Below are 19,471 nucleotides of genomic sequence, written 5' to 3' on the forward strand. Positions count from 1 at the left end.
GAGGAAACATGCCGATCAAGTACGATGAGGTGATGGCGCTCAAGAACGTCGGCCAGAAGTATTCGTGGACCGACCGCGAGGTGATGCTTTACGCCTATGGCATCGGCATGGGTGCCGATCCGATGGATCAGAAGGAGCTGTCGTTCGTCAACGAGGGCTACTTCACGCCGCGCGAGCTCAAGGTGGTGCCGACCTACGCGTCCGTTGCCGCGTGGGGCGCAAGTGCGGGCCCCATCGACGTCAATCGCGTCATGGTGGTCGATGGCGAGCGCGACATCACCTTCCACAGGCCGTTGCCTGTCACGGCAAACATCACGGCGGATTCCAGCATCCTCGGCGTGTTCGACAAGGGCAAGGACAAGGGCGCGGTGATCTTGCGTAAGACCGTGCTCAAGAACGACAAGGGTGAAGACCTTGCGACGTTGATCGCGTCCCAGTTCGCGCGTGGCGATGGCGGCTTTGGCGGTCCGTCCGACGGTCAGCCCGAGCCGCACGCGATTCCGAAGCGCGCGCCGGACATGACGGTCGACATTTCGACCCGGCCGGATCAGGCGTTGATCTACCGGCTTTGCGGCGACCGCAACCCGCTGCACAGCGATCCGGAATTCGCCAAGCGCGCGGGCTTTGACCGTCCGATCCTGCACGGCATGTGCACCTATGGTCTGAGCTGCCGCGCGGTGCTGCAAACCTATGCGGACTATGACCCGCTGGCGTTCAAGCAGCATGTGACGCGGTTCTCGTCGCCAGTCTTTCCCGGAGAGACAGTCTCGTTCGATCTCTGGAAGGACGGTAACGTGATTTCGCTGGAAGGTCGCGTCAAGAGTCGCGGTGTCTCCGTCATCAAGAACGGAAAGACCGTTCTCGCCTAAGACAAGAAGAAACGGGAGGATTCGATGGGTTTGCTCGACGGCAAGGTTGCGATCATCACCGGGGCTGGCGGCGGTTTGGGCGAGGCTTACGCCAGACTGTTCGCCCGCGAGGGCGCGTCCGTCATCGTCAATGACCTCGGCGGGCCGCGCGACGGCAGCGGCGCCGACAAATCGATGGCGCAGAAGGTTGTCGATGCCATCCAGGCTGAGGGCGGGAAGGCCGCCGCCAATGGATCGGACATCTCGACCATGGCCGGCGGACAGTCGGTATTCGACGACGCGATCAAGCATTTCGGGCGCGCCGACATTCTGGTCAACAATGCCGGCATTCTGCTCGACGGCACATTCGCGAAAATGAGCGAGGAGAACTGGGACAGGGTGATGAAGGTGCATCTGAAAGGCACCTTCTGTGTCACCATGCCGGCCTTCAAATGGATGAAGGACAATGGCGGCGGCGTCATCGTCAATACGTCCTCCACGTCGGGCCTGCTCGGTAATTTTGGCCAGAGCAACTATGGTGCAGCCAAGGGCGGCATCTGGGGTCTCAGCAACGTGCTCGCCATTGAAGGCCGCAAATACAACATCCGGCTCTGGACGCTGGCGCCCGGCGCACTGACCCGCATGACGGCGGACCTGCCGCGCTATATCGAGAATCCGGCCGCGGTCATGGGACCGGACGAAATCGCCCCCGCACTCCTTTATATGGTGAGTTCGCTGTCCGGCGAGCAGACCGGCAAGGTGCTTGGCGTTTCCGGTCCGCGCGGCGTTCGCGAGATGAAAATGCTGGAAATGAAGGGCTGGAAGCCCGGCGGCCCGTGGAAGGCGCAAGACATCGTGAGCCATGCCAGGGAGATTTTCTTCGATGAGCAGGATAAGCTGGCTGCTCGCAGATTCTAATCCACGAAAGAAGCCTGAATAATGAAGCTCACCCACGAGGCAGGCGGCACGTTCGCCATCGCGCCAACTCCGTTTTTCGACGATGGCCGTATTGATTATGACTCGATCGATCGGTTGACCGATTTCTATGCCGAGGTCGGCTGCAACGGCGTCACGGTGCTGGGCATTCTCGGCGAGGCTCCAAAGATGGAGGCCGATGAATCGCTTCAGGTTGCGACCCGCTTCATCAAGCGAGCCAAGGACAAGCAGATCATCGTCGGTGTCTCCGCGCCGGGCTTCGCGCAGATGCGCACGCTGGCACGCGCATCGATGGACGCGGGCGCCGCCGCAGTGATGATCGCGCCGCCACCGCATTTGCGGACCGACGAGCAGATTCTCGGTTATTTCCGGCAGGCGTCAGAGGCTATCGGCAGCGATGTGCCATGGGTGTTGCAGGACTATCCGCTGACGCTGACTGTTGTCATGACGCCGTCGGTGATCCGCAAGATCGTGATGGATAGCCCGACCTGTGTGATGCTCAAGCACGAGGACTGGCCGGGATTGGAGAAGATTTCGACGTTGCGTGGTTTCCAGAAGGACGGCTCGCTGCGGCCGCTGTCGATTCTGGTGGGTAACGGCGGGCTGTTCCTCGATTTCGAAATGGAGCGGGGCGTCGATGGCGCGATGACCGGGTATGCGTTCCCGGACCTGCTGGTGGATGTCGTCAACCTCTCGAAGGCAGGGAAACGCGATGCCGCGCACGATCTGTTTGATGCACACCTGCCGCTGATCCGTTACGAGCAGCAGCCCGGCGTCGGTCTTGCTGTGCGCAAGTATGTCCTGAAAAAGCGCGGCAAGATTGCGTCGGACGCGCAGCGCAAACCGGGATCGGCCATGAGCGCGCTGGCGCGCAGCGAAGTGGACTATCTTTTGTCGCGCGTCGGGCGCGTTGATAAGCGGGCAAACATCTGATGAGCAGCGACAATAAGAGCACTCCGGATAAATCGAAGGCGCTGCGTACTGCCTCCACCGTGCTGCTGCTGCGTGAAGCAGTCGGTGGCATGGAAATTTTCATGGTGCAGCGTAACCGTGAGATCGAATTTAGTTCCGGGGCGCTGGTATTTCCGGGCGGCAGCATGGATCCGAATGATCGGGAGATCGCGGCTGATCCGGCGCTTGTCGCCGATCGCGGCGGTCTCGATATCGATACTGCGGCCATCCGCATCGGCGGCATTCGCGAGACATTCGAGGAGAGTGGAATCCTTCTGGCGCGTCCGCGTGGCTCGTCGTCGCTGGTTTCCGCGGCGAAGGCTGCAGCGCTCGGCCAGCAGCGCGCCGCGCTTGATGAGGGGAACGTGAGTTTCGCGGATATCCTGCGGGAGCACGAGCTTGTGCCCGCATTTGATCTGCTGGCACTGTTTGCGCACTGGATCACGCCCGTGAATCTGCCGAAGCGTTTCGATACGCATTTTTTGCTGGCGTTGGCGCCGCCCGACCAGATCGGCAAGCATGACGGCAGGGAATCCGTCGACTCCATCTGGCTGTCGCCGAAGGCGGCGCTCGATGCGGCGGAGTCGGGCCGCTATAATCTGCCGTTTCCGACCATCCGCAACCTGATCAAGCTCGACAAGCTCGGAACCGCGCAGGCCGCGATGGATTTCGCGCGCGCGACGCCGGTGGTGACCGTGGTGCCCGAGATGAGCCGGAACGAGAATGGAACCACCCGCCTGCGCATTCCCGTTGAGGCGGGATATGACGGCGATGTGTTCGACGTTGTTCGCCCCTGATCGGTTAGTCCTGCGCCATTGAATCCACCGGCGACCGTCACCATTCTCATGACACGCGAAGCGCGTCCGTGACGGTGTCCGATGAGATTTTGGAAGATGGTTCTAACGGCTTTTCTGGTCCTCTTGTTCGCCCCCATTGGCGTTTCCGCAGCATCCTATTTCCTGAGCGACCGGGCATCGGCAAACTGGTACGCCGCCGACCGGTCCAGCGCGGGCATTCTGCCGGACGCGTCTGATCATCCAGAAGCCGCGGTCCGCATCTATGCGGCGCGAACGGTGCGCTGGCGCGGCATTGTCGCCGTGCATTCTTGGATCGTGTTCAAGGACAAGGGCGCGTCTCGTTTCAGCCGTTACGACTACACGGCATGGGGTGAGCCGATCCGCGTCAACGGCTTCGTCGCGGACGGGCGCTGGTTCGGGCAGCTTCCTGATGAAGTATTCCGCGCCGACGGCGAACGGGCAGCACAACTCATTCCGAAAATTCGGGCCGCAATCGACGGCTACAAGTATCGCAACCTCGGCGACTATCGCGCCTGGCCCGGCCCCAACTCGAATACATTCGTTGCAGCGATCATCGATGCCGTGCCGGAGATAGATGCGGTGCTGCCGCCAACCGCGATCGGCAAGGACTTTCCCTATGACGGCGAATGGTTCGGCTGGACGCCTTCGGGCACGGGACTGCGCGCCACATTGGGCGGCTATCTCGGTCTCACGGTCGGCTGGCTGGAAGGCGTCGAACTGAATGTGCTGGGCGCGGTTCTCGGTGTCGACATTCGCCGCCCCGCGATCAAGATTCCGGGCATCGGGCGCATTGGCATGAGTGCGATGCCGGCGTAGTCAGTCAGAGCGTAGTCGCGCACGGGCTGGCTTGAGATTTACTGATGACTTTCCCTCCACGACGCATTGTTTGCCTCACCGAAGAGACGGTCGAGACGCTGTATCTGCTCGGCGAGCAGGACCGCATCGTTGGCGTGTCGGGATACGCTGTGCGGCCGCCGCAGGTGCGGCGCGAGAAACCGCGCGTCTCGGCATTCATTTCGGCCGACCTTCCGAAGATCATCGCGCTCGATCCGGATCTGGTCCTGGCATTCTCTGACCTGCAAGCTGACATTGTTGCTGATCTGGTGCGGGCGGGAGTCGCGGTCCACGTCTTCAATCAACGCGACATTGCCGGGATTCTGGCGATGATCCGCACGCTCGGCGGATTGATAGGCGAGGCTGGGAAAGCGGATGCGCTCGCATCCCAGTTCGAGCAGCGGCTTGCGGACACAGCGAGGATGGGACGCGCGAGACCAACGCGTCCCAAAGTCTATTTCGAGGAATGGGACGACCCATTGATCAGCGGTATCGGCTGGGTCTCGGAACTGATTGCAGTTGCAGGCGGTGACGATGTATTTCCGAACCTCGCAAAGGCAAAGGCTGCGAAGGATCGCATCGTTGCGCCCGAGGCCGTGGTCGCAGCCAATCCCGACGTGATCCTCGCCTCGTGGTGCGGGAAAAAAGTTGTGCCTGCCAAGATCCGCCAGCGGCTAGGCTGGGACACAATCGCCGCCGTGCGCGACGACCGCATCGTCGAAATCAAATCACCGCTGATTCTGCAGCCGGGCCCGGCGGCCTTAACCGACGGCCTCAATGCGATCGTGGCGGCGCTAGACGGCGAGGGCCGTGAGTGAAGGCTTTTCAAATCAGATATAGTCGCGCTAAAGTCTGATCTAGATAAGAAAAAATGATTGATCATGGTATCGCTCAAACAGCTCAAATACTTCGCAGCCGTTGCCAAATTCGGTCATTTCGGCAAGGCCGCAGAACTTTGCTCGGTGACCCAGCCGGCGCTCTCGATGCAGGTGCAGGAGCTCGAGAAGTTCCTCGGGGTGCAGCTCCTGGAGCGCGGACGCAGCGGTGTGATGCTGACGGAAAGCGGCAAGGAAGTCGCTCAACGCGCGGCGCGCGTTCTCGCCGACGTACGCGACATCGTCGATTTGGCACGACGACGGGGCGATGTTCTGTCCGGTCCGCTTGGTCTCGGCGTCATTCCTTCCGTGGCGCCGTATATCTTGCCACAACTGCTGCCCTCGATCCGCGACTCGTTCCCGGACCTCGACCTGCATATCCGCGAAAGCCAGACTCAGACGCTCGTCACTGAACTCCTCGACGGCCAGCTCGATGTTCTGCTGCTCGCGCTGCCGGTTGAGCATCCCGACATCGAGACGATCCGGCTATTCGATGACCATTTCCTGCTGGCAATGGCGGCCTCGCATCGTATGTCGAACCGCGTCAAGGCGACGCCCGATCTGCTGGAGGAGGACAGGCTTCTTCTTCTGGAGGAGGGGCACTGCATGCGCGACCAGGCACTGGCCTTCTGCAGCCTTCGGCGGATCGAGAACATCAACACCTTCGGTGCTTCGAGCCTGTCGACACTGGTTCAGATGGTCGCCAATGGTCTCGGCATGACATTGTTGCCAGAACTGGCGGTACCACTCGAAACCCGGCGCGGTGATATCCATCTGATGCGGTTCGCCGACCCGGAACCGGAGCGCGTGATTGGGCTCGCCTGGCGCAAAAGCTCGCCGCGGAAGAGCCATTTTATCGAGCTGGGACAGATGGTTACGGCCGCGGCGGCACGGTCGCATCCAAAGACCTGAAAAAGTCACTACCAGTGGTGTTCTGGGGGTAGCTTTCACATCCTGCTTGGCTATTGTGCCGCCAGCAGCGCTCCTAGCTCAGCTGGATAGAGCATCGGATTTCGATTCCGAGGGTCGGGAGTTCGAATCTCTCGGAGCGCGCCACTTGCGTACCAAACTGCGAACCCCGGACGTGGGGACGCTTTTCCCGGCCATAACTTGTTCCAGCGTCGCGGTGTCGCCGATAACGCGAACGACGTGGTCGTCGACCTCGATCCGGTCGATGACCGAGCGCAAATAGGCCTTCCGGAACGGAATCTCACCATTGGCGATATTCTCGCGCATTTCCTGCCCGAACCGCTCGATCATTTCCGGCGGAACTTCGGTTGCAGGCGTGGCCTGGGCCTGGATGCAATCGAGCGCGGCCTGGGCCCGTTCACGGTCAAGTTTGAGGCTGCTGATGCGATCCCGCAGGATATCGTCCAGTTCGGCGACGCCATCCTCCACCATGCGATAGAGCCGCTTCAGCTTGTCGGCGGCATCGACGACGTCGCGCTGCAGGGCGGTGACGCGCCCATCGACTTCCATGGCCTTCTCGGCGCGACGGGCAAAGGCGGCGGCAAGAATCTCGGTGAGGCGCTCGGTGGTAAACAACTGCCGTGACAGGTGATCGACAACGAGGTTGTCGAGGGTATCCATGCGGACGGAGCGCCCCTTGCAGGCCGACTTGCCCATCCGGGCGCAGGTCGAGCAGGTATAATATTTGTGGATAGCCCCTGTCTTCGAGGTGCCGGTGCGCAGCGTCATGGCGCCATCGCAGGAAGCGCAGCGGGCAAGTCCGGTAAGCAGAATTGGCCCGGTGACCACCCGCGGCGCGGTCACCCGCGAGTTGTTCGCCTTAAGCGTAGCCTGCACGGCATCGAACTCGGCTCGTTCGATGATCGGCGGAACCTCGACCGTGATCCACTGGTCAATCGGCTTCTCCCGGAGCGTCCGGGAGTCGCGCTTGTTGAAGACCCATTGCCCGACATAAACGGGGCTGGTCAGGATGGTGTGAAGCGTCGCTACGCCGAAGCGGGCACCCCTGCGCGTGCGATATCCGCGCTCGTTCAGCCAGGTGACGGTGTGTTTGACCCCCAGCGGTCCGGATTGACCGTCCCCGTGCCGATAGAGGCGGAAGATGAGACGGACGGTCTCGGCTTCGGCGGGGTCGATCACGAGCTTCTTCTTGACCCGAGCACCGCGCTTTTCGGTTTCCTCGGCGCGATAGCCAAGAGGGACGGGCGAGCCGTTGTAGAAGCCTTGACGGGCGTTTTCCTTCATGGCGCGCAGCACATGCTTTGCGTTCTCGCGGCTCTGGTACTCGTCGAACAGCGCGATCACCTGCCGCATCATGACCTGGGCCGGATCGTCGCCCAGTTCCTGGGTGATCGAGACGAGGCGCACGCCTTCCTTGGCGAGCTTGCGGATATACATCTCCAGTCCGAAGGAATCGCGGAAGAAGCGCGAGAACGAGTGCACAACGATGACGTCGAACGGATGGTCATCGTCGGTGGCACGTTCGATCATCTTCTGGAATTCGGGGCGGTTGTCGTCCATGGCGGAGGCACCGGGCTCGACATAGTCGGCGACCAGCGTCCATTCCTTGTTTGCGCAAAACGAGCCGACCTGCTTGCGTTGATCGGGGATCGACAGATCGCTCTCGGCCTGCCGCCCGGTCGAGACACGCAGATAGGCACATGCCCGCGCCCCGGGGACGAGCGCATCGTTATCGTGGGCGGGACGAAAGGCGTCGCGATGGCGGATATTCATTCAGGTTCTTCCTTTCTGGGGAGTGTGCCGGAGCTGCCGGCGATCGGCAATCCGGGCCGGCCGCCCGTGTGACCAGCCAGCAGTTCGTCGAGGAAGGCGCCGAAATAGGTCTCAATGACCTCGATTTCGGCGGGAAGGACCGGCATTTTGGAGGGCAGTCCTTCGACCACGACCCAGACACGTTCCCGGTCGCGACGCGATGTGCGGCGATCGGTCTGCCGCATCGGCGATCGTGCGGCTGCAGGCCGCGCCGATGGCCGGCGCCGGGGCGCGATTGCTTTGGAGCGTCCGGTCATTGGGACAACTCCTGTGCAAGCTCGTGCTTCCGGATCGGAGCATGGTCGGGCTGCCGCGCGATTTCGCCAGCGACGTGAACCAGCGGATCGAGCGTGCTGTACTTCGGATTCTCGCGCGCAAGACAGTTGGCCAGATGCGCGAGACGCCGCTCCTGATCGATGGTGATATTGCGATCGGGATCGCTGGCGCGGATTTCGGTGTCCAGCGCGCGTCGATCGATGAAAAGCTTTGCTTCCTGCCGGGCGCGACTCATGGCGACGTAAGCGTCGTGACGGTCGAACCTGCTTGAGCCGAGCACGAACACGCGGTCGACGGTTGCGCCCTGCGCCTGGAAGATCGTCGAGGCCCAGGCATGAGCGATGAAAGAGCGCCCCTCCTGGTCGGCGATGTCAGCGGCGTTGAAGCGGATTTCGCGCCGGTCGATGCGAGCCTTGATTGTGACGGCGCCATTCCGGGCAGCAGTGACGCTCGTCACTTCGGCCTCGGTGCCGTTGACCACCTGGAACTGATCGAAGCGATGCAGGAAGCGAACACGATCCCCGATGGCCAGCGGCAGATCATAGCCCTGACCGGACGGCGTGACGGCGCGGATGCTGGTGTCGTGATGATCGATTGCGCCCTCAACCTTCAGCCGGGAGCGGATGGCATTGCAGATCGCCCGCACTTCCGCGTTGGTCTTGGCGACCGCCAGGATCGACGCGTCGGGCGACGAATGGCGGACATTTTGCCAGGCGTCGACGAGCGCCGTGACCGCCGCGGCGCCGCCATCCGATTCCACGAGCAGCCCGTGGCTCGCATACGCGGACAATCCAGCCTCGGCATCGCCGAGGGCGAATGCGTGCACGGCGTCACGTGCCCATTCCTGTTGCTGGCGCACGATCGTATCGAGGCGCACCCCGGCCACGGTATCGTTGACCAGACGAAGCGCCGCACCCGGGCCGATCGGTTGAAGCTGCCGGCTGTCTCCCACCAGGAGAACCGACGCCCGCGCGGCCTCGACGTGGGTGAGGAGGCGCTGCATCTGGCGGCTCGACATCAGACCGGCCTCGTCGACGATCAGCAGCGTCGACGAATCCAGTACCGCGCTTCCGGTTTCGATTTTCGCGAGCCATGAATCGATCGAGCGCGAGGGGATGGCAAGATCCTGGCCAAGCGTGTTGGCTGCCTTCCACGCGATCGAAGCGCCAAGGACCCGATGGTTGGCCGCCTCCCAGGCGCGCGCAACGACCGCCAGGGTGTGCGACTTGCCCGTTCCGGCGGTCCCTTGAATGACGGCAAGCCGTGCGCCCGAGGTCGCAAGATCAACGGCGGCTCGTTGTTCGTCCGTCAGTCGGGCGGTGCGAGCGTGCCGTGTAACGACCTTGCTCGCGGGGCCCTGCCGCACATCGAAAGCCAGTCGTCTGGCGGTGTCGACCAGGGTACGCTCGATCGCGATCATGTCCGGCGTGGAATAACGCGGGGCACCAGTCCGATCGCGGCCAAGCTCGACGATGGCGCCATTGGCAAGCAAACGATCGACTTCAACTCTGATCCGATCCGGTTCAACGCTAACTCCCACCAGTGCGGCGCCAACCGCCTCAAACATGCGGTAGCGCTCGAACACCGATTGTGTCGTCGTCAGGAGATCAGGGACCTGTGCCAAGCGTTCTGCGATCCGGTCTGCCACGACCGCTGCCTCGGATTGAGCCTCCATGCCAAGACTTCGTGCGGTCTGGATGATGCTCTCCGGCTCGTATCCCAATTGACGGGTTGCGGCCCGCCAACGTTGATGCCGGTCGCCTTCCGGTTGAGATTCCTTGTCCCGCCGCGTCGTGCGGGTCACGTGGGCCGCGAGGGCAGGCGCTGCGTCAGACGTCGTACCTGCCGTGGCCAGTTGTTCTTCGATCGTGGCGCGGCGTGCGCTGAAATAAGCGACGACGTCGGACGGAACGCCCACGATATCGAACAGGCCATCCGCGCTGATCGGTCCCAGCGCGAAGCCCGCGCGTTGCAGGCGCGTGGCAAGACCGACCCGGAAATGCACGCCGAGCGCCTTCTTCCATTGACGCAGCTGCACAGTGTCGATGGCGCCGAACGAGCCGTCGGTGCGCTCGGCGACATTGAGGATCGTGACGTGGGTGTGGCGCTGCGGGTCCGGCGCGACGACGCCGTCGGCGTGGCGTTCAGGGCGAGCTTCGCCATGGGCAAACGCGGCGGCGACAAGACGAACATGTTCGCGCCGGATGCCATTGCGACCACGGCGTCCAAGCGGCAGTTCCTGCTCGAGGAACGCGATGGTCGCGGCGACCGCTTCGGATTCGGCAGCCTCAACGGTGCGCCGGAGCTTGTCATCGCCCAGAGCCCACACGACGGAAACGCCCTTGGGACAACTGAAGGTAAGATCGATCCCGGCAGTATGCCGTCCCGCGCCGGCGTACTTGATCAGGGTCTCGCCGTTACGATCGATGCCCGCACACAGGTGCTCGAACACATCCGGCTGGACGTCTGCTCCGGCTTCGATGCCGAGGCGATTGCTGTTGGTCAGCCAGCGGCCGTTCGGCTCGCGATCGGACAGATAGTAATTCGTGTTGTCGCGCGTGTAATAATCGGCGCGATGGATGATAGCGAAAGATGCGACCATAAAGGCCTCCCGATGAGAGGCCTTTCATCTATCGCACCTGAACTGCTTAGTTTTGGGGACTGAACCGAATTCTGCAGAGAAGCTGCCGCGCGTCGTCTCTAAGACGTTTCGTTCCTGTTCAGGTCGTCAAAAAGAACGCAGGCACGCATCGACGACATTTTGCGGATCGCGGGAAGGCATTGTCGAGCGCGTTGCTGCGGTGACGCATCAGGTACGCAACGGGATTCTGCGGTGCGTACCTGATTCAAAGTGACGATGGGGATGCAAACTACGAGCGTCGGGGAGGCCAGACAGTCACCGGCCACGTCAGATCAAGGACGTCACCGAATCCGATAACCAGCGCATGAACCTTGTCATCGAACACGCCCAATTCCCGGCTCAATTGCTCAGGCCGCACGAGCGGCACCTCGCGCTTCTGGGCTGACGGTGCATCATGCTGTCGAGACTTGTCCGGAGGGTCGACAATGGTGCGCTTGCCGATCAATTGTTCCGATACTTTGTTTGAAGCTTCGCCCTGTCGCATCCGGCCGATAATGACCGTCGCGAAGCGTTCGATCATATTGTTCGCGCCGGTCTCATTGTAATTCAGGCGCAGCTGATTCAGGTCTTGCAGGGTCGCGATCACCGAAACATTCTTGTTCCGACCAACGTCCAGCAATTCCTGGAACCTGCCCAGCGGCCCCAACTGGTGGAATTCGTCGAGAACGAGATGAAGGCGCCGTTCCTTTTCCGGATTGAACGCGGCATCGGTCGCGTACGCGGCAATCAGATCGATGACCGCTCCGATCCACGCGGCGCTCAACTCGCTCAGGCGGGCCGAGCGTTGCAGGAGAACAATGCGGGGCTGCTTGTGGTCGCCATTCATCCAGCGAACGAACGAGAAGCGGCGGTTCGGCGAGACGTCCCGCCAATGACGGGCCAGTGGTTCCAGCACGCGCAGCACATGCGCGCGATAGGTAAGCATGAAACTCGCCGAAGTCTTTGACAGCGAGTGGCCGTCCTCGTCCATGTCCAGCAGGGCGACCGCGGGGGAATCGACTTCCACGAGCTTCGCGTACAACGTCGCGGCATCAAGCGATACGATTTCAAGAAGTTCCTGCGCGCCCCATTTCCGTCCATGGGTCTTTTGACAAATGACGATGCATCCGGCGAGGATGGTAGAGCCGCCCGCGTCGAATACGGAGTTGCTATGCTTTGGCCCGGAGCGCTCTCCGAGAAGCCTCCGTGCGACCTCGTTGGCATCGTCGATTGTCAATACGTCTTCTCCAATGGCCCAAGCCCAGATCTCCTCGTCGTCAAGGCCGACGCCGGCGATGTACGAATGGTCGCGTGGAAAGCCATCTCGAATCTCGCCAGTCGTGTCGTGGATCAAGAGACCCTGCGATTTGTTGCGCAACGGACCGAACTCGCTGAGGATTTGTTCGATCAGATAAAGAACGATCCGTGTTTTGCCGGATCCCGGCGCCCCGAGGATGAGGAGGTTTACAAGGCTTCTCAGCTGCGAGAACCACACGCCGGGAGCGAGCTCATACGCGCGGCCGGAATCGGCGATTTCTTTTTGCATGGCGCGGTTGGCCGCGGCGACGGCGGCTTTGCCCTTGAGGCGGCGAATACCCTCGTAATGAGTGCGAGTGTCAACGAACGGCGTCGCATTCCAGGCGATCCATCCGGCGGCAACGCCAGCGCCAAGGCCGCCAACCATGATTGCGGCACCGCGAGCCAGCAGCGGATATTGCAGGTTATGGACGTCGATCGCCCACAAAATGGAATCCCAACGCCAGGCCGCAAGGCGGAGGATTTCAAGTCCGGTTAATGTGACCGGCATGTCCTGTCGCCATCCCCACCATGGCATCAGGCCCAGCAGGATTCCGCCTGCGAGACAGGCGAACAGGGCTCCGAATACCAGTGCGGCAAAGACAGCGGGCACAACGGAGCGGATTTCGTAGGCAGGTTTATCGGTCATGACTGTTTCCTATTGCGTAAGGCGGCCGTGGCCGCGCCAGACGATGATGAATTGACCAGCATTCAGGACTCCGCTGGCGGGAGCCTGATTGACGGCACGCAGGTAAGCTTCCTGCATGTTCAGCAGGCCAGCGGCATCGCTCCACGACAGGCCGTGCGAAACACGATAAACACATCCGTCGGTCTTCCCTGTCAGTCGCGCACACCTTGGCCAGAGACCGGATTGGGTAGGACGCACGATTTGCCCGCCATCGCGAAGCAGGGGCGGTACCGTCAGGACTGCGATCACCGTCAGGCTCGCAGTGGTACCCCAGACAAGCGAGGCGCTGAGCATCCGGCGCCAAATTGATCGCGCGCGGGGACGTGCCTTTTTAGCCGGCATCGACGATCCGGGCGCTGATCGCCTTTCACCGGCTCGGGGCAACGCGGTATCTTCGGCAGCCGGAGTCAGGCCTGCGGCAATGTCCGCGCGCTGATCCGGCGTCAGCCGCCGAAGCAGATTCTGGGAGAGTTGCGCGAACTGCTCCGGTGTCATCTTGCGGCAGCGCGCAATCAACTCTTCGATGGTCTCCGTGCGTTCAACGAGCGCACGGTTGCGATTCCGGCGGTGCTGTTTGACGTCATTCATTGGCCGCCTCCCGAACCCAGCAGCGGCAGGACGTTGGCAAGACCGCTTTCCATCGCAGCCAGGTAGGCGGCGACGTCGCCACGCATCAGGCGGGCGGCGCCCCGCTTGAGACCAGTCTTCTCCATCACGGTCGCCAGATCCCAATCGATGATATCGATCAGGCGAGCATGAACCCGTTCAGCATGCCGCAGACTTGCGCCCTCGACGCGCGGCATCACAATAACCGGATGATCCGCCAGCATCCGTTTGGCGCGTTTGCGTACAGGATCGTCGAGAAAGGGCAGCATCTCGGCGACCGTGCCACGCCAGCGGTTCTCGACGACGATCACGCGGGCGTCGGGCAAAATCTCCTTCAACCGGTCGAGTTCGACCGTGGCCTGTCCGATCGCCTCGGGCGTCGCGAGCACGACCACGAACACGGTGAGATTGACGCCAAGCTCGACTACGTCCTCATTGAGATCGACGAGGCGGTTGTGATCGTGAAAGATCGGCGTCAGTCCGCCGCCGATCTCGATCAGCAGGCTCCGTTTCGTGTCCTTCAGGCTGGCCAGGCGGTCGGTGAACGGTTCGAACAGTTCAACGATCGCGTCAGGATTGCTGCGCGACTTGCGGGCGATGGCGGAATCGAGGGTAACGATATCGCGCCCCAGCGTCTCGCCTAGCTTCGACTGATGGTCGAACTGCAGGATGTCGAGATCAATTCCGGCGACCTCGGCGAGATCGGCGATCGTCAGCGTCAAGGTCGATTTACCTGATCCGCCGATGCCGGACAGAACGACGCCCGCCAGAGAAGGCGCGTCGGTAACAGTTTGGGAAGCTGCGTGCTTGGTCATGTCGTGTCTCCGTGGTGCGTGCGTGTCGCGCGCGATTGGGTGTGGATAGGCGTTGTGAATGCTCTGGGTTTTGGAGGCGCGGCCGGGGCCGCACCTCCGTTTCGGGAATAGACCGACTAGTCGGGTTCGAATTGATCAGAGCCGTTGAGGACAGCGGCGCGATGTTGTTGTCCGCGCTTGCGCATCTCCTCAAACTCCGGACGACAAAGGCGATGGCGCGGGCTCAACTCCGACGGGTCGAAATTGCCGTTGAAAGCGGCGACGATCAGGTCGCGTTTCGAGAAGGGCGGCTGGAGCAGGCGGTTGAACACGCCGTAGATGCCTTTGCGGCCCTCCGCCTTCGCAGCATCCGCTTGGTCAAGCAGATCGGTCACGTTCTGTGCCCTGCGGTACAAGCGAAAGAACGTTGCAACGATCTCGAATTGCGCAATGAGGAATGCGCCACCCGTGCTCTTCGGCGAGTTACCAAGCCTCGCGCCCTCCGCATTCAGCGCGGCTTTGATATCCTCGAACGGCGGATGCCCCGGATACCAGCCCGAAATCGCATCGAGCCCTTCCTGGTAGAGCTTGTCCAGCGACCGCTGGCGGATAGCCTCGGGAGGCTGTCCTCCGTCGCGATTCACGCGCGGCGTCCAAACAGCTTTCGCCAACTGCTGAAGAACGAGGGTGTGGTCGCAGCCACCTGCGAGTCCGACCAGCCGTTGCGTCGCCGCAACGACATTCACCGCGAGCGCCTTACGCAGAACGTATTTGCGTTCACACCACTCCTTTTTGAACACGTCGATGTCGAAATCGATCGGCATCGGCATCATCATCGCAATGATGGGCTTTCCCGACACAAAATCGTTCAACTGGTGCGCCGAAAGATGAGGGATGTCGGCGGCGAGCCGGTCGACCGTCGTGTGGATCACGTTACGATCATTCAGCGGCCCGAACACCGTGGTCACGGATTCGGGAACGGCAATTTCCTCGGACGAATCCGGGTCGTTGATCAGCACGAAAGGTTTGCTGATATCGGGGCCGTCGGTCGGTTGGATCTCTTCAAAAATGGTCATCGGCATCGTGAACTCCTGTGTTGATGCATTCGTATTGATGGCATGGAGCGGGCTGGTAGTTTTGGGGACTGAATGGCAAACCAGATCAGTGGACGATCGATCTGCCAGCCGGTGCGATGATTCGTGAAAAACCGTCGGACACGCGCGGCGCTTCCACTCAAGAAGGATGGACGGAGTTTTCATGATTGCCGCCACCCACCCAGTTCGCCGATGGCAGCGAAGATCAATGCGGGCACGACAACCGGCCAGGCGTTGCCGACGAGCTTGGCGATCTGGGTCCGGCTGAGAGGCTTGTTGCGCCACATGACGCCGTCCAGCCAATCGTCCGGGAAACCTTGCGCGCGAATGATCTCCAGGGAAGTTGGCCGGCGTACGATGGTGCCGTGACCCGCGATATCCTGAACGATCAGAAATCCGAGCTCGGTGCTGCGCAATCCGGCTTTGATGACGCCGGATCCGCTCGCCATCAGCGTCGGGAGCGCGAGCGGATGGTGGATGTCAGGGCGCTGCGCAGTCGCGGCGGCATGGTGTACCGGTTCTTCCTTGCGCGGCGCATCACGCCCGCCGCCGCTTGCGGCGACAGCGAATACTTCAGAAGGTGAGGGCCCGGAAGTTCCGCGATGCCCGAGAATCCAGAGCCGACGGCGGCGTTGCGGGAGCACGTCGATGGCATCGATGATTTTTGCTTCGCAGCGATAACCTTCCCGGTGGAGCCGCGCGAGCGTGCGCCGGTACGCGCGGCCGTCGCTCGACGACGCGAATCCGGGGACATTTTCGAGCAAGACCCAGTCGGGATGTACTTCGGCAATAGCGCGGAGCACGCTTGCACTGCATTCACGCGGATCATCGAGACCCTTCCGGTACCCCGCCGTCGAGTGCGGCTGGCACGGGAATCCTGCGGTAAGGATGTTGACTTCCTGGTCATGAAACACACTCCAATTGATATTGTTGAGGTCGCCGAGGTTGCGAGCCTCGGGAAATTTATGCGCAAGGACCGCGCAGGCGGCCGGATCGATCTCCGCGACCGCGACCAGCTTGTGGGGGACGTCGGCAAGCTCAAATGCCGCGACATCACTGCCCATGCCGGAGCACAGGCTCAGCACGTTGATCGGCTTGCTATCGGTGCTGCGAGTTGCCTTATGACGCGCTGCCGTATAGATACGCGAGCGCCGTCTCAGGTCATTGCTTGGCGACGACCTTCGTTGAGTCTTTGCCGCCGAGTTCGCGTTTTCTTTACTCACCCTGACTATTCCTTCTGCTCTGTGCCGACGAAACCGTCGGTCGTGCAGAAGGCTTAAGCCACTCGACGCTGATAGTTTTGGGGACTGAATAGGTGGCTGATCGACCGACGGGGTAAATGAAATTAAAAAAGGAGGCCGAATGCCCCCTTTTCCTTTGCGACTAAAAATCGAAAGACTGCGGCGGGCTACCAAGCCCACGGGATGAATGGATGGATAAAAAATTTCTCGCCTGTTGCGCCGGGAATATCAGCATTAGGACGCATGATGACGCTAATCTCGTAGCCTTCCTTTGGCCGATTGTGGCAATTGTAGATCGCACGGGTCCACTCGCGATCCATAAATTCAACGAGATTGGCATATTTAGATAGGCGTGAGTCTTTTGGTTTGCTTCCCCCATGTCGTGCAAGCAAACCGAATGCTTTTCGTTCAATCACGGGAGGTTCGTTTCCTGCCAACGTACTCTCGATGGCGACACGAAGATCCTCAATATTCGTGATAATGTTAGTTATTCCGCGAATCCAACGAAAGATCTTATTGATTTCGTTTTCAATCGGATTGGATAGTTTTTGATTGTTCAGGATATCCTGCTTGTTCAAGATATCATGAAGCGCCATGCAGATTTCTGGCACGAGTTTCAGGTGGCTGGCTCGTCCGAGTTGGCCCAGCCAAACGGTTGCGTCAAGATATCTGAGGGCCGGGCGCAAGCCTGGATGCAAGAATTCAGGGTTTACCCCCGAGTAAAGAGCGATAGCGAAATAGTCGATAAAGTAGAGATCGTAGTCGCGAATGTCCGTCGTCAGATAATTTGAGACAGATGGCGGGCTGATCTAGCGGAGGCTCTGGCCCATCTCGGTTGACATTTTAAGCGGCGGCTTTGCGATGTAGCAAGCGCCGCTGTTCGATGGTCTTTCGCTTGATCCTTTCTCTCTGCAACAGGACAGTTTGGCCGCGCCCGAAGTAAACGTCGGCGGGGGTGAGATTGTCCAGGCTCTCGTGGTAGCGGCGATGGTTGTAGCGCTCGACGAAAGCCGCGATCTGGGCTTCGAGATCACCCGGCAGGAAGTAGTTCTCCAGCAGGATACGGTTCTTGAGCGTCTGGTGCCAGCGCTCGATCTTGCCCTGGGTCTGAGGATGGTTCGGTGCACCGCGGGTGTGATCCATGTCGCGCTCCTGAAGCCATTGCGCCAGCTCGCCGGCGACGTAGCACGGCCCGTAGCACCTACGGAAGGAATGAGGAGAGGTCACTGAGCAGCGGTGCGCGCAGCCTTTCGCTGCAAGCGCGCACCGGCTGAGGTGGCCATGGCCGATCAAGGTTTCTCTAGAATGCGAATGTTCACAACCCATTCGGGAGAGACCGACCATGACCAGCCCAAATGTTATACTCGCCGATGCCGTGTTGGTAGCCATCGATATTGCCAAGGTTTGCAATGAAGTTCTGATCGAGGCTCCGAGCCATAAACGCCGGCGCCGGCTGCCGGTCCTCAACACCCGTGCGGAGCATGATCGGCTGATTGAGATTCTGCAGACGTATGGCCGACCGGTGGTCTGCGGCTTTGAAGCCACCGGGAACTATCATCGTCCCATTGCATGGCGCCTGGCTGAAGCCGGCTTCGAGGTGCGGCTGGTGTCGTCGCTGGCGCTCGCTCGAACTCGGGAGGCCCTGCACAACAGTTGGGACAAGAATGACCCCAAGGATGCGCAGGTGATCCTTCACATGCTCAGGATCCAAGCGACGCAGGCCTACCATGATCCGCTGCGCGCTGGCATCAACGATGTGCAGGAACTGTCGAAGACGCATGAAGCAGTCGCCAGGGCCAAGACCGAGATCCAGCATCGTATCCTGACGCACTACCTGCCGCTGTATTTTCCAGAGATCGATCGCTTCCGGGGCAACAGCCGCAGCGATTGGTTCTTCGCTTTCCTCGATGCGTTTCCAACGCCGGCAAGTATCACGACGCTAACGAAGGAGGCGTTTGTGGCCGGAGCCTGGGACGTCGTCGGCCGCAAAGTCAGCAAGACGCAGATTCTAATGGATATTTACGAGACGGCGCGCACATCAATCGGATTGCCGTTGCCGCTGGATGCCCCTGCTATTCGCATGTTCCGGATGGTCGTCGCCGAAGCACGCAGCCTGATCCGACAACGCAATGAGATCGAGACGCAGGCTGACGAACTGCTGCGATATAGCCAAGATTATCATCTCCTGCGGCAGATCCCGGGTATCGGGCCGATCAATGCGCTGACGATCATTGCCGAGGCTGGAGATCTTCGCCGCTTCCATCATCATCGCCAGTTTCTTAAATTCTGCGGACTGGATCTTTCGACACAGCAGTCAGGCCAGTATCGAGGCCAGACCCGCCTTTCCAAGTTCGGCAATGCGCGACTGCGCCGCACCCTGTGGATCGCCGGACAGGTCGCCATCCGCCAGCGCGAGAACGGATTCCGGCACAAGTTCGAACGCTACATCGCGAGAGATCGCGACAATCCCGATCTGCGCCGCAAGGCGATGACCGCTATTACCGCCAAGATGGCGCGTGTCGTCCACGCCGTCGTCAAAGGCGGTTCCGACTACCGGCCCTTCGTTGAGGGGCGGGTGCCAGGTGGAAGAACCTCTGTCAGTTAGGGCCGTGAGGGCATCGCTTCGATGACCCTGTAGATAATGTTCGGGTCTTCCACCTGGATCAGAAGCTCGTGTTGAGGACGGTGAGGGCCGCAATCGGCGTACCCTGTGTTTGCTATGGACGAGATCTTTTCCTTTACTCGTGGAAGCCGCCTGGTTCGACCATGCAACTTGACGAGCGTCATGCTGCGAGAGCATGCTGGCGTACAGAGAGACTTTTGACTGTCCTCTCTATTTCCTTCCGCTCTTA

The 19,471-nt window shown here is 60.9% G+C and carries 14 protein-coding genes, 1 tRNA gene and 3 pseudogenes; 10 read left to right on the forward strand and 8 right to left on the reverse strand.

Annotated elements, in window-relative coordinates; translation table 11 throughout:
* Window positions 1-8: 8 nt before the first annotated feature.
* From BN32_RS03140 to BN32_RS27525, 9 genes are all read left to right on the forward strand, one after another.
* On the forward strand, window positions 9-869 hold the full coding sequence (locus BN32_RS03140) for a MaoC family dehydratase (RefSeq protein ID WP_019196652.1): 861 nt from the start codon (window positions 9-11) through the stop codon (window positions 867-869).
* A gap of 24 nt (window positions 870-893) precedes the next feature.
* Window positions 894-1,766 (forward strand): SDR family oxidoreductase, encoded by an 873-nt coding sequence (locus BN32_RS03145; RefSeq protein WP_019196653.1) that lies wholly within the window; start codon window positions 894-896, stop codon window positions 1,764-1,766.
* 21 nt (window positions 1,767-1,787) lie between these two features.
* Window positions 1,788-2,717, forward strand: coding sequence for a dihydrodipicolinate synthase family protein (locus BN32_RS03150; RefSeq protein ID WP_019196654.1), 930 nt, complete (start codon window positions 1,788-1,790; stop codon window positions 2,715-2,717).
* On the forward strand, window positions 2,717-3,532 hold the full coding sequence (locus tag BN32_RS03155; RefSeq protein ID WP_019196655.1) for an NUDIX hydrolase: 816 nt from the start codon (window positions 2,717-2,719) through the stop codon (window positions 3,530-3,532). The genes BN32_RS03150 and BN32_RS03155 overlap by 1 nt, the downstream gene beginning before the upstream one ends.
* Window positions 3,533-3,628: 96 nt before the next feature.
* Window positions 3,629-4,369: a DUF3750 domain-containing protein gene (locus BN32_RS03160; protein WP_019196656.1), complete on the forward strand. Its 741-nt coding sequence runs from the start codon at window positions 3,629-3,631 to the stop codon at window positions 4,367-4,369.
* A gap of 44 nt (window positions 4,370-4,413) precedes the next feature.
* Window positions 4,414-5,205 carry a cobalamin-binding protein gene (locus BN32_RS03165; protein ID WP_019196657.1) on the forward strand — a complete coding sequence of 264 codons (792 nt, stop codon included), beginning with the start codon at window positions 4,414-4,416 and terminating at the stop codon, window positions 5,203-5,205.
* A 63-nt stretch (window positions 5,206-5,268) separates the two neighbouring features.
* The gene (locus BN32_RS03170) at window positions 5,269-6,174 is read left to right on the forward strand and encodes a LysR substrate-binding domain-containing protein (protein WP_019196658.1); all 906 of its coding nucleotides are present in this window, start codon (window positions 5,269-5,271) and stop codon (window positions 6,172-6,174) included.
* Window positions 6,175-6,241: 67 nt separating this feature from the next.
* Window positions 6,242-6,318 (forward strand) — tRNA-Arg (locus BN32_RS03175).
* Between the two features lie 54 nt (window positions 6,319-6,372).
* Window positions 6,373-6,816, forward strand: coding sequence for a hypothetical protein (locus tag BN32_RS27525; protein WP_040425397.1), 444 nt, complete (start codon window positions 6,373-6,375; stop codon window positions 6,814-6,816).
* A 60-nt stretch (window positions 6,817-6,876) separates the two neighbouring features.
* Here the strand turns inward: BN32_RS27525 and BN32_RS25920 are convergent.
* From BN32_RS25920 to BN32_RS03230, 8 genes and pseudogenes are all read right to left on the reverse strand, one after another.
* Window positions 6,877-7,965 (reverse strand): annotated as a pseudogene (locus tag BN32_RS25920) (recombinase family protein); the annotation flags it as partial.
* Between the two features lie 292 nt (window positions 7,966-8,257).
* Window positions 8,258-10,882 carry a MobF family relaxase gene (gene mobF, locus BN32_RS03190; RefSeq protein ID WP_019196660.1) on the reverse strand — a complete coding sequence of 875 codons (2,625 nt, stop codon included), beginning with the start codon at window positions 10,880-10,882 and terminating at the stop codon, window positions 8,258-8,260.
* A 268-nt stretch (window positions 10,883-11,150) separates the two neighbouring features.
* Entirely contained in the window at window positions 11,151-12,845 is a 1,695-nt protein-coding gene (locus tag BN32_RS03195; RefSeq protein ID WP_019196661.1) for a type IV secretory system conjugative DNA transfer family protein, read from the reverse strand.
* A 9-nt stretch (window positions 12,846-12,854) separates the two neighbouring features.
* The gene (locus BN32_RS25525; protein ID WP_019196662.1) at window positions 12,855-13,472 is read right to left on the reverse strand and encodes a hypothetical protein; all 618 of its coding nucleotides are present in this window, start codon (window positions 13,470-13,472) and stop codon (window positions 12,855-12,857) included.
* Window positions 13,469-14,305, reverse strand: a complete 837-nt coding sequence (locus BN32_RS03205; RefSeq protein WP_019196663.1) for a hypothetical protein — start codon at window positions 14,303-14,305, stop codon at window positions 13,469-13,471. The genes BN32_RS25525 and BN32_RS03205 overlap by 4 nt, the downstream gene beginning before the upstream one ends.
* A gap of 1,234 nt (window positions 14,306-15,539) precedes the next feature.
* Window positions 15,540-16,601, reverse strand: a complete 1,062-nt coding sequence (locus BN32_RS25530) for a DNA cytosine methyltransferase (protein WP_162161299.1) — start codon at window positions 16,599-16,601, stop codon at window positions 15,540-15,542.
* A gap of 185 nt (window positions 16,602-16,786) precedes the next feature.
* Entirely contained in the window at window positions 16,787-17,215 is a 429-nt protein-coding gene (locus BN32_RS03220) for a hypothetical protein (RefSeq protein WP_019196666.1), read from the reverse strand.
* 247 nt (window positions 17,216-17,462) lie between these two features.
* Window positions 17,463-17,882 (reverse strand): annotated as a pseudogene (locus BN32_RS03230) (integrase core domain-containing protein); the annotation flags it as partial.
* Window positions 17,883-17,961: 79 nt separating this feature from the next.
* Between BN32_RS03230 and BN32_RS03235 the strand changes: the two are divergent.
* Window positions 17,962-19,249 (forward strand): annotated as a pseudogene (locus BN32_RS03235) (IS110 family RNA-guided transposase).
* Window positions 19,250-19,471: the final 222 nt, after the last annotated feature.

This window comes from Afipia birgiae 34632 (assembly GCF_000308295.2).
GTDB classification, from domain to species: Bacteria; Pseudomonadota; Alphaproteobacteria; order Rhizobiales; family Xanthobacteraceae; genus Afipia; species Afipia birgiae.

Coding starts and splice junctions, on each gene's coding strand:
- BN32_RS03170 (WP_019196658.1), top strand. CDS start 5,269: ATGGTATCGCTCAAACAGCTCAAATACTTCGCAGCCGTTGCCAAATTC.
- BN32_RS25525 (WP_019196662.1), bottom strand. CDS start 13,472: ATGAATGACGTCAAACAGCACCGCCGGAATCGCAACCGTGCGCTCGTT.
- BN32_RS03145 (WP_019196653.1), top strand. CDS start 894: ATGGGTTTGCTCGACGGCAAGGTTGCGATCATCACCGGGGCTGGCGGC.
- BN32_RS03140 (WP_019196652.1), top strand. CDS start 9: ATGCCGATCAAGTACGATGAGGTGATGGCGCTCAAGAACGTCGGCCAG.
- BN32_RS03220 (WP_019196666.1), bottom strand. CDS start 17,215: ATGGCGCTTCATGATATCTTGAACAAGCAGGATATCCTGAACAATCAA.
- BN32_RS03195 (WP_019196661.1), bottom strand. CDS start 12,845: ATGACCGATAAACCTGCCTACGAAATCCGCTCCGTTGTGCCCGCTGTC.
- BN32_RS03150 (WP_019196654.1), top strand. CDS start 1,788: ATGAAGCTCACCCACGAGGCAGGCGGCACGTTCGCCATCGCGCCAACT.
- mobF (WP_019196660.1), bottom strand. CDS start 10,882: ATGGTCGCATCTTTCGCTATCATCCATCGCGCCGATTATTACACGCGC.
- BN32_RS03155 (WP_019196655.1), top strand. CDS start 2,717: ATGAGCAGCGACAATAAGAGCACTCCGGATAAATCGAAGGCGCTGCGT.
- BN32_RS03205 (WP_019196663.1), bottom strand. CDS start 14,305: ATGACCAAGCACGCAGCTTCCCAAACTGTTACCGACGCGCCTTCTCTG.
- BN32_RS03160 (WP_019196656.1), top strand. CDS start 3,629: ATGGTTCTAACGGCTTTTCTGGTCCTCTTGTTCGCCCCCATTGGCGTT.
- BN32_RS03165 (WP_019196657.1), top strand. CDS start 4,414: ATGACTTTCCCTCCACGACGCATTGTTTGCCTCACCGAAGAGACGGTC.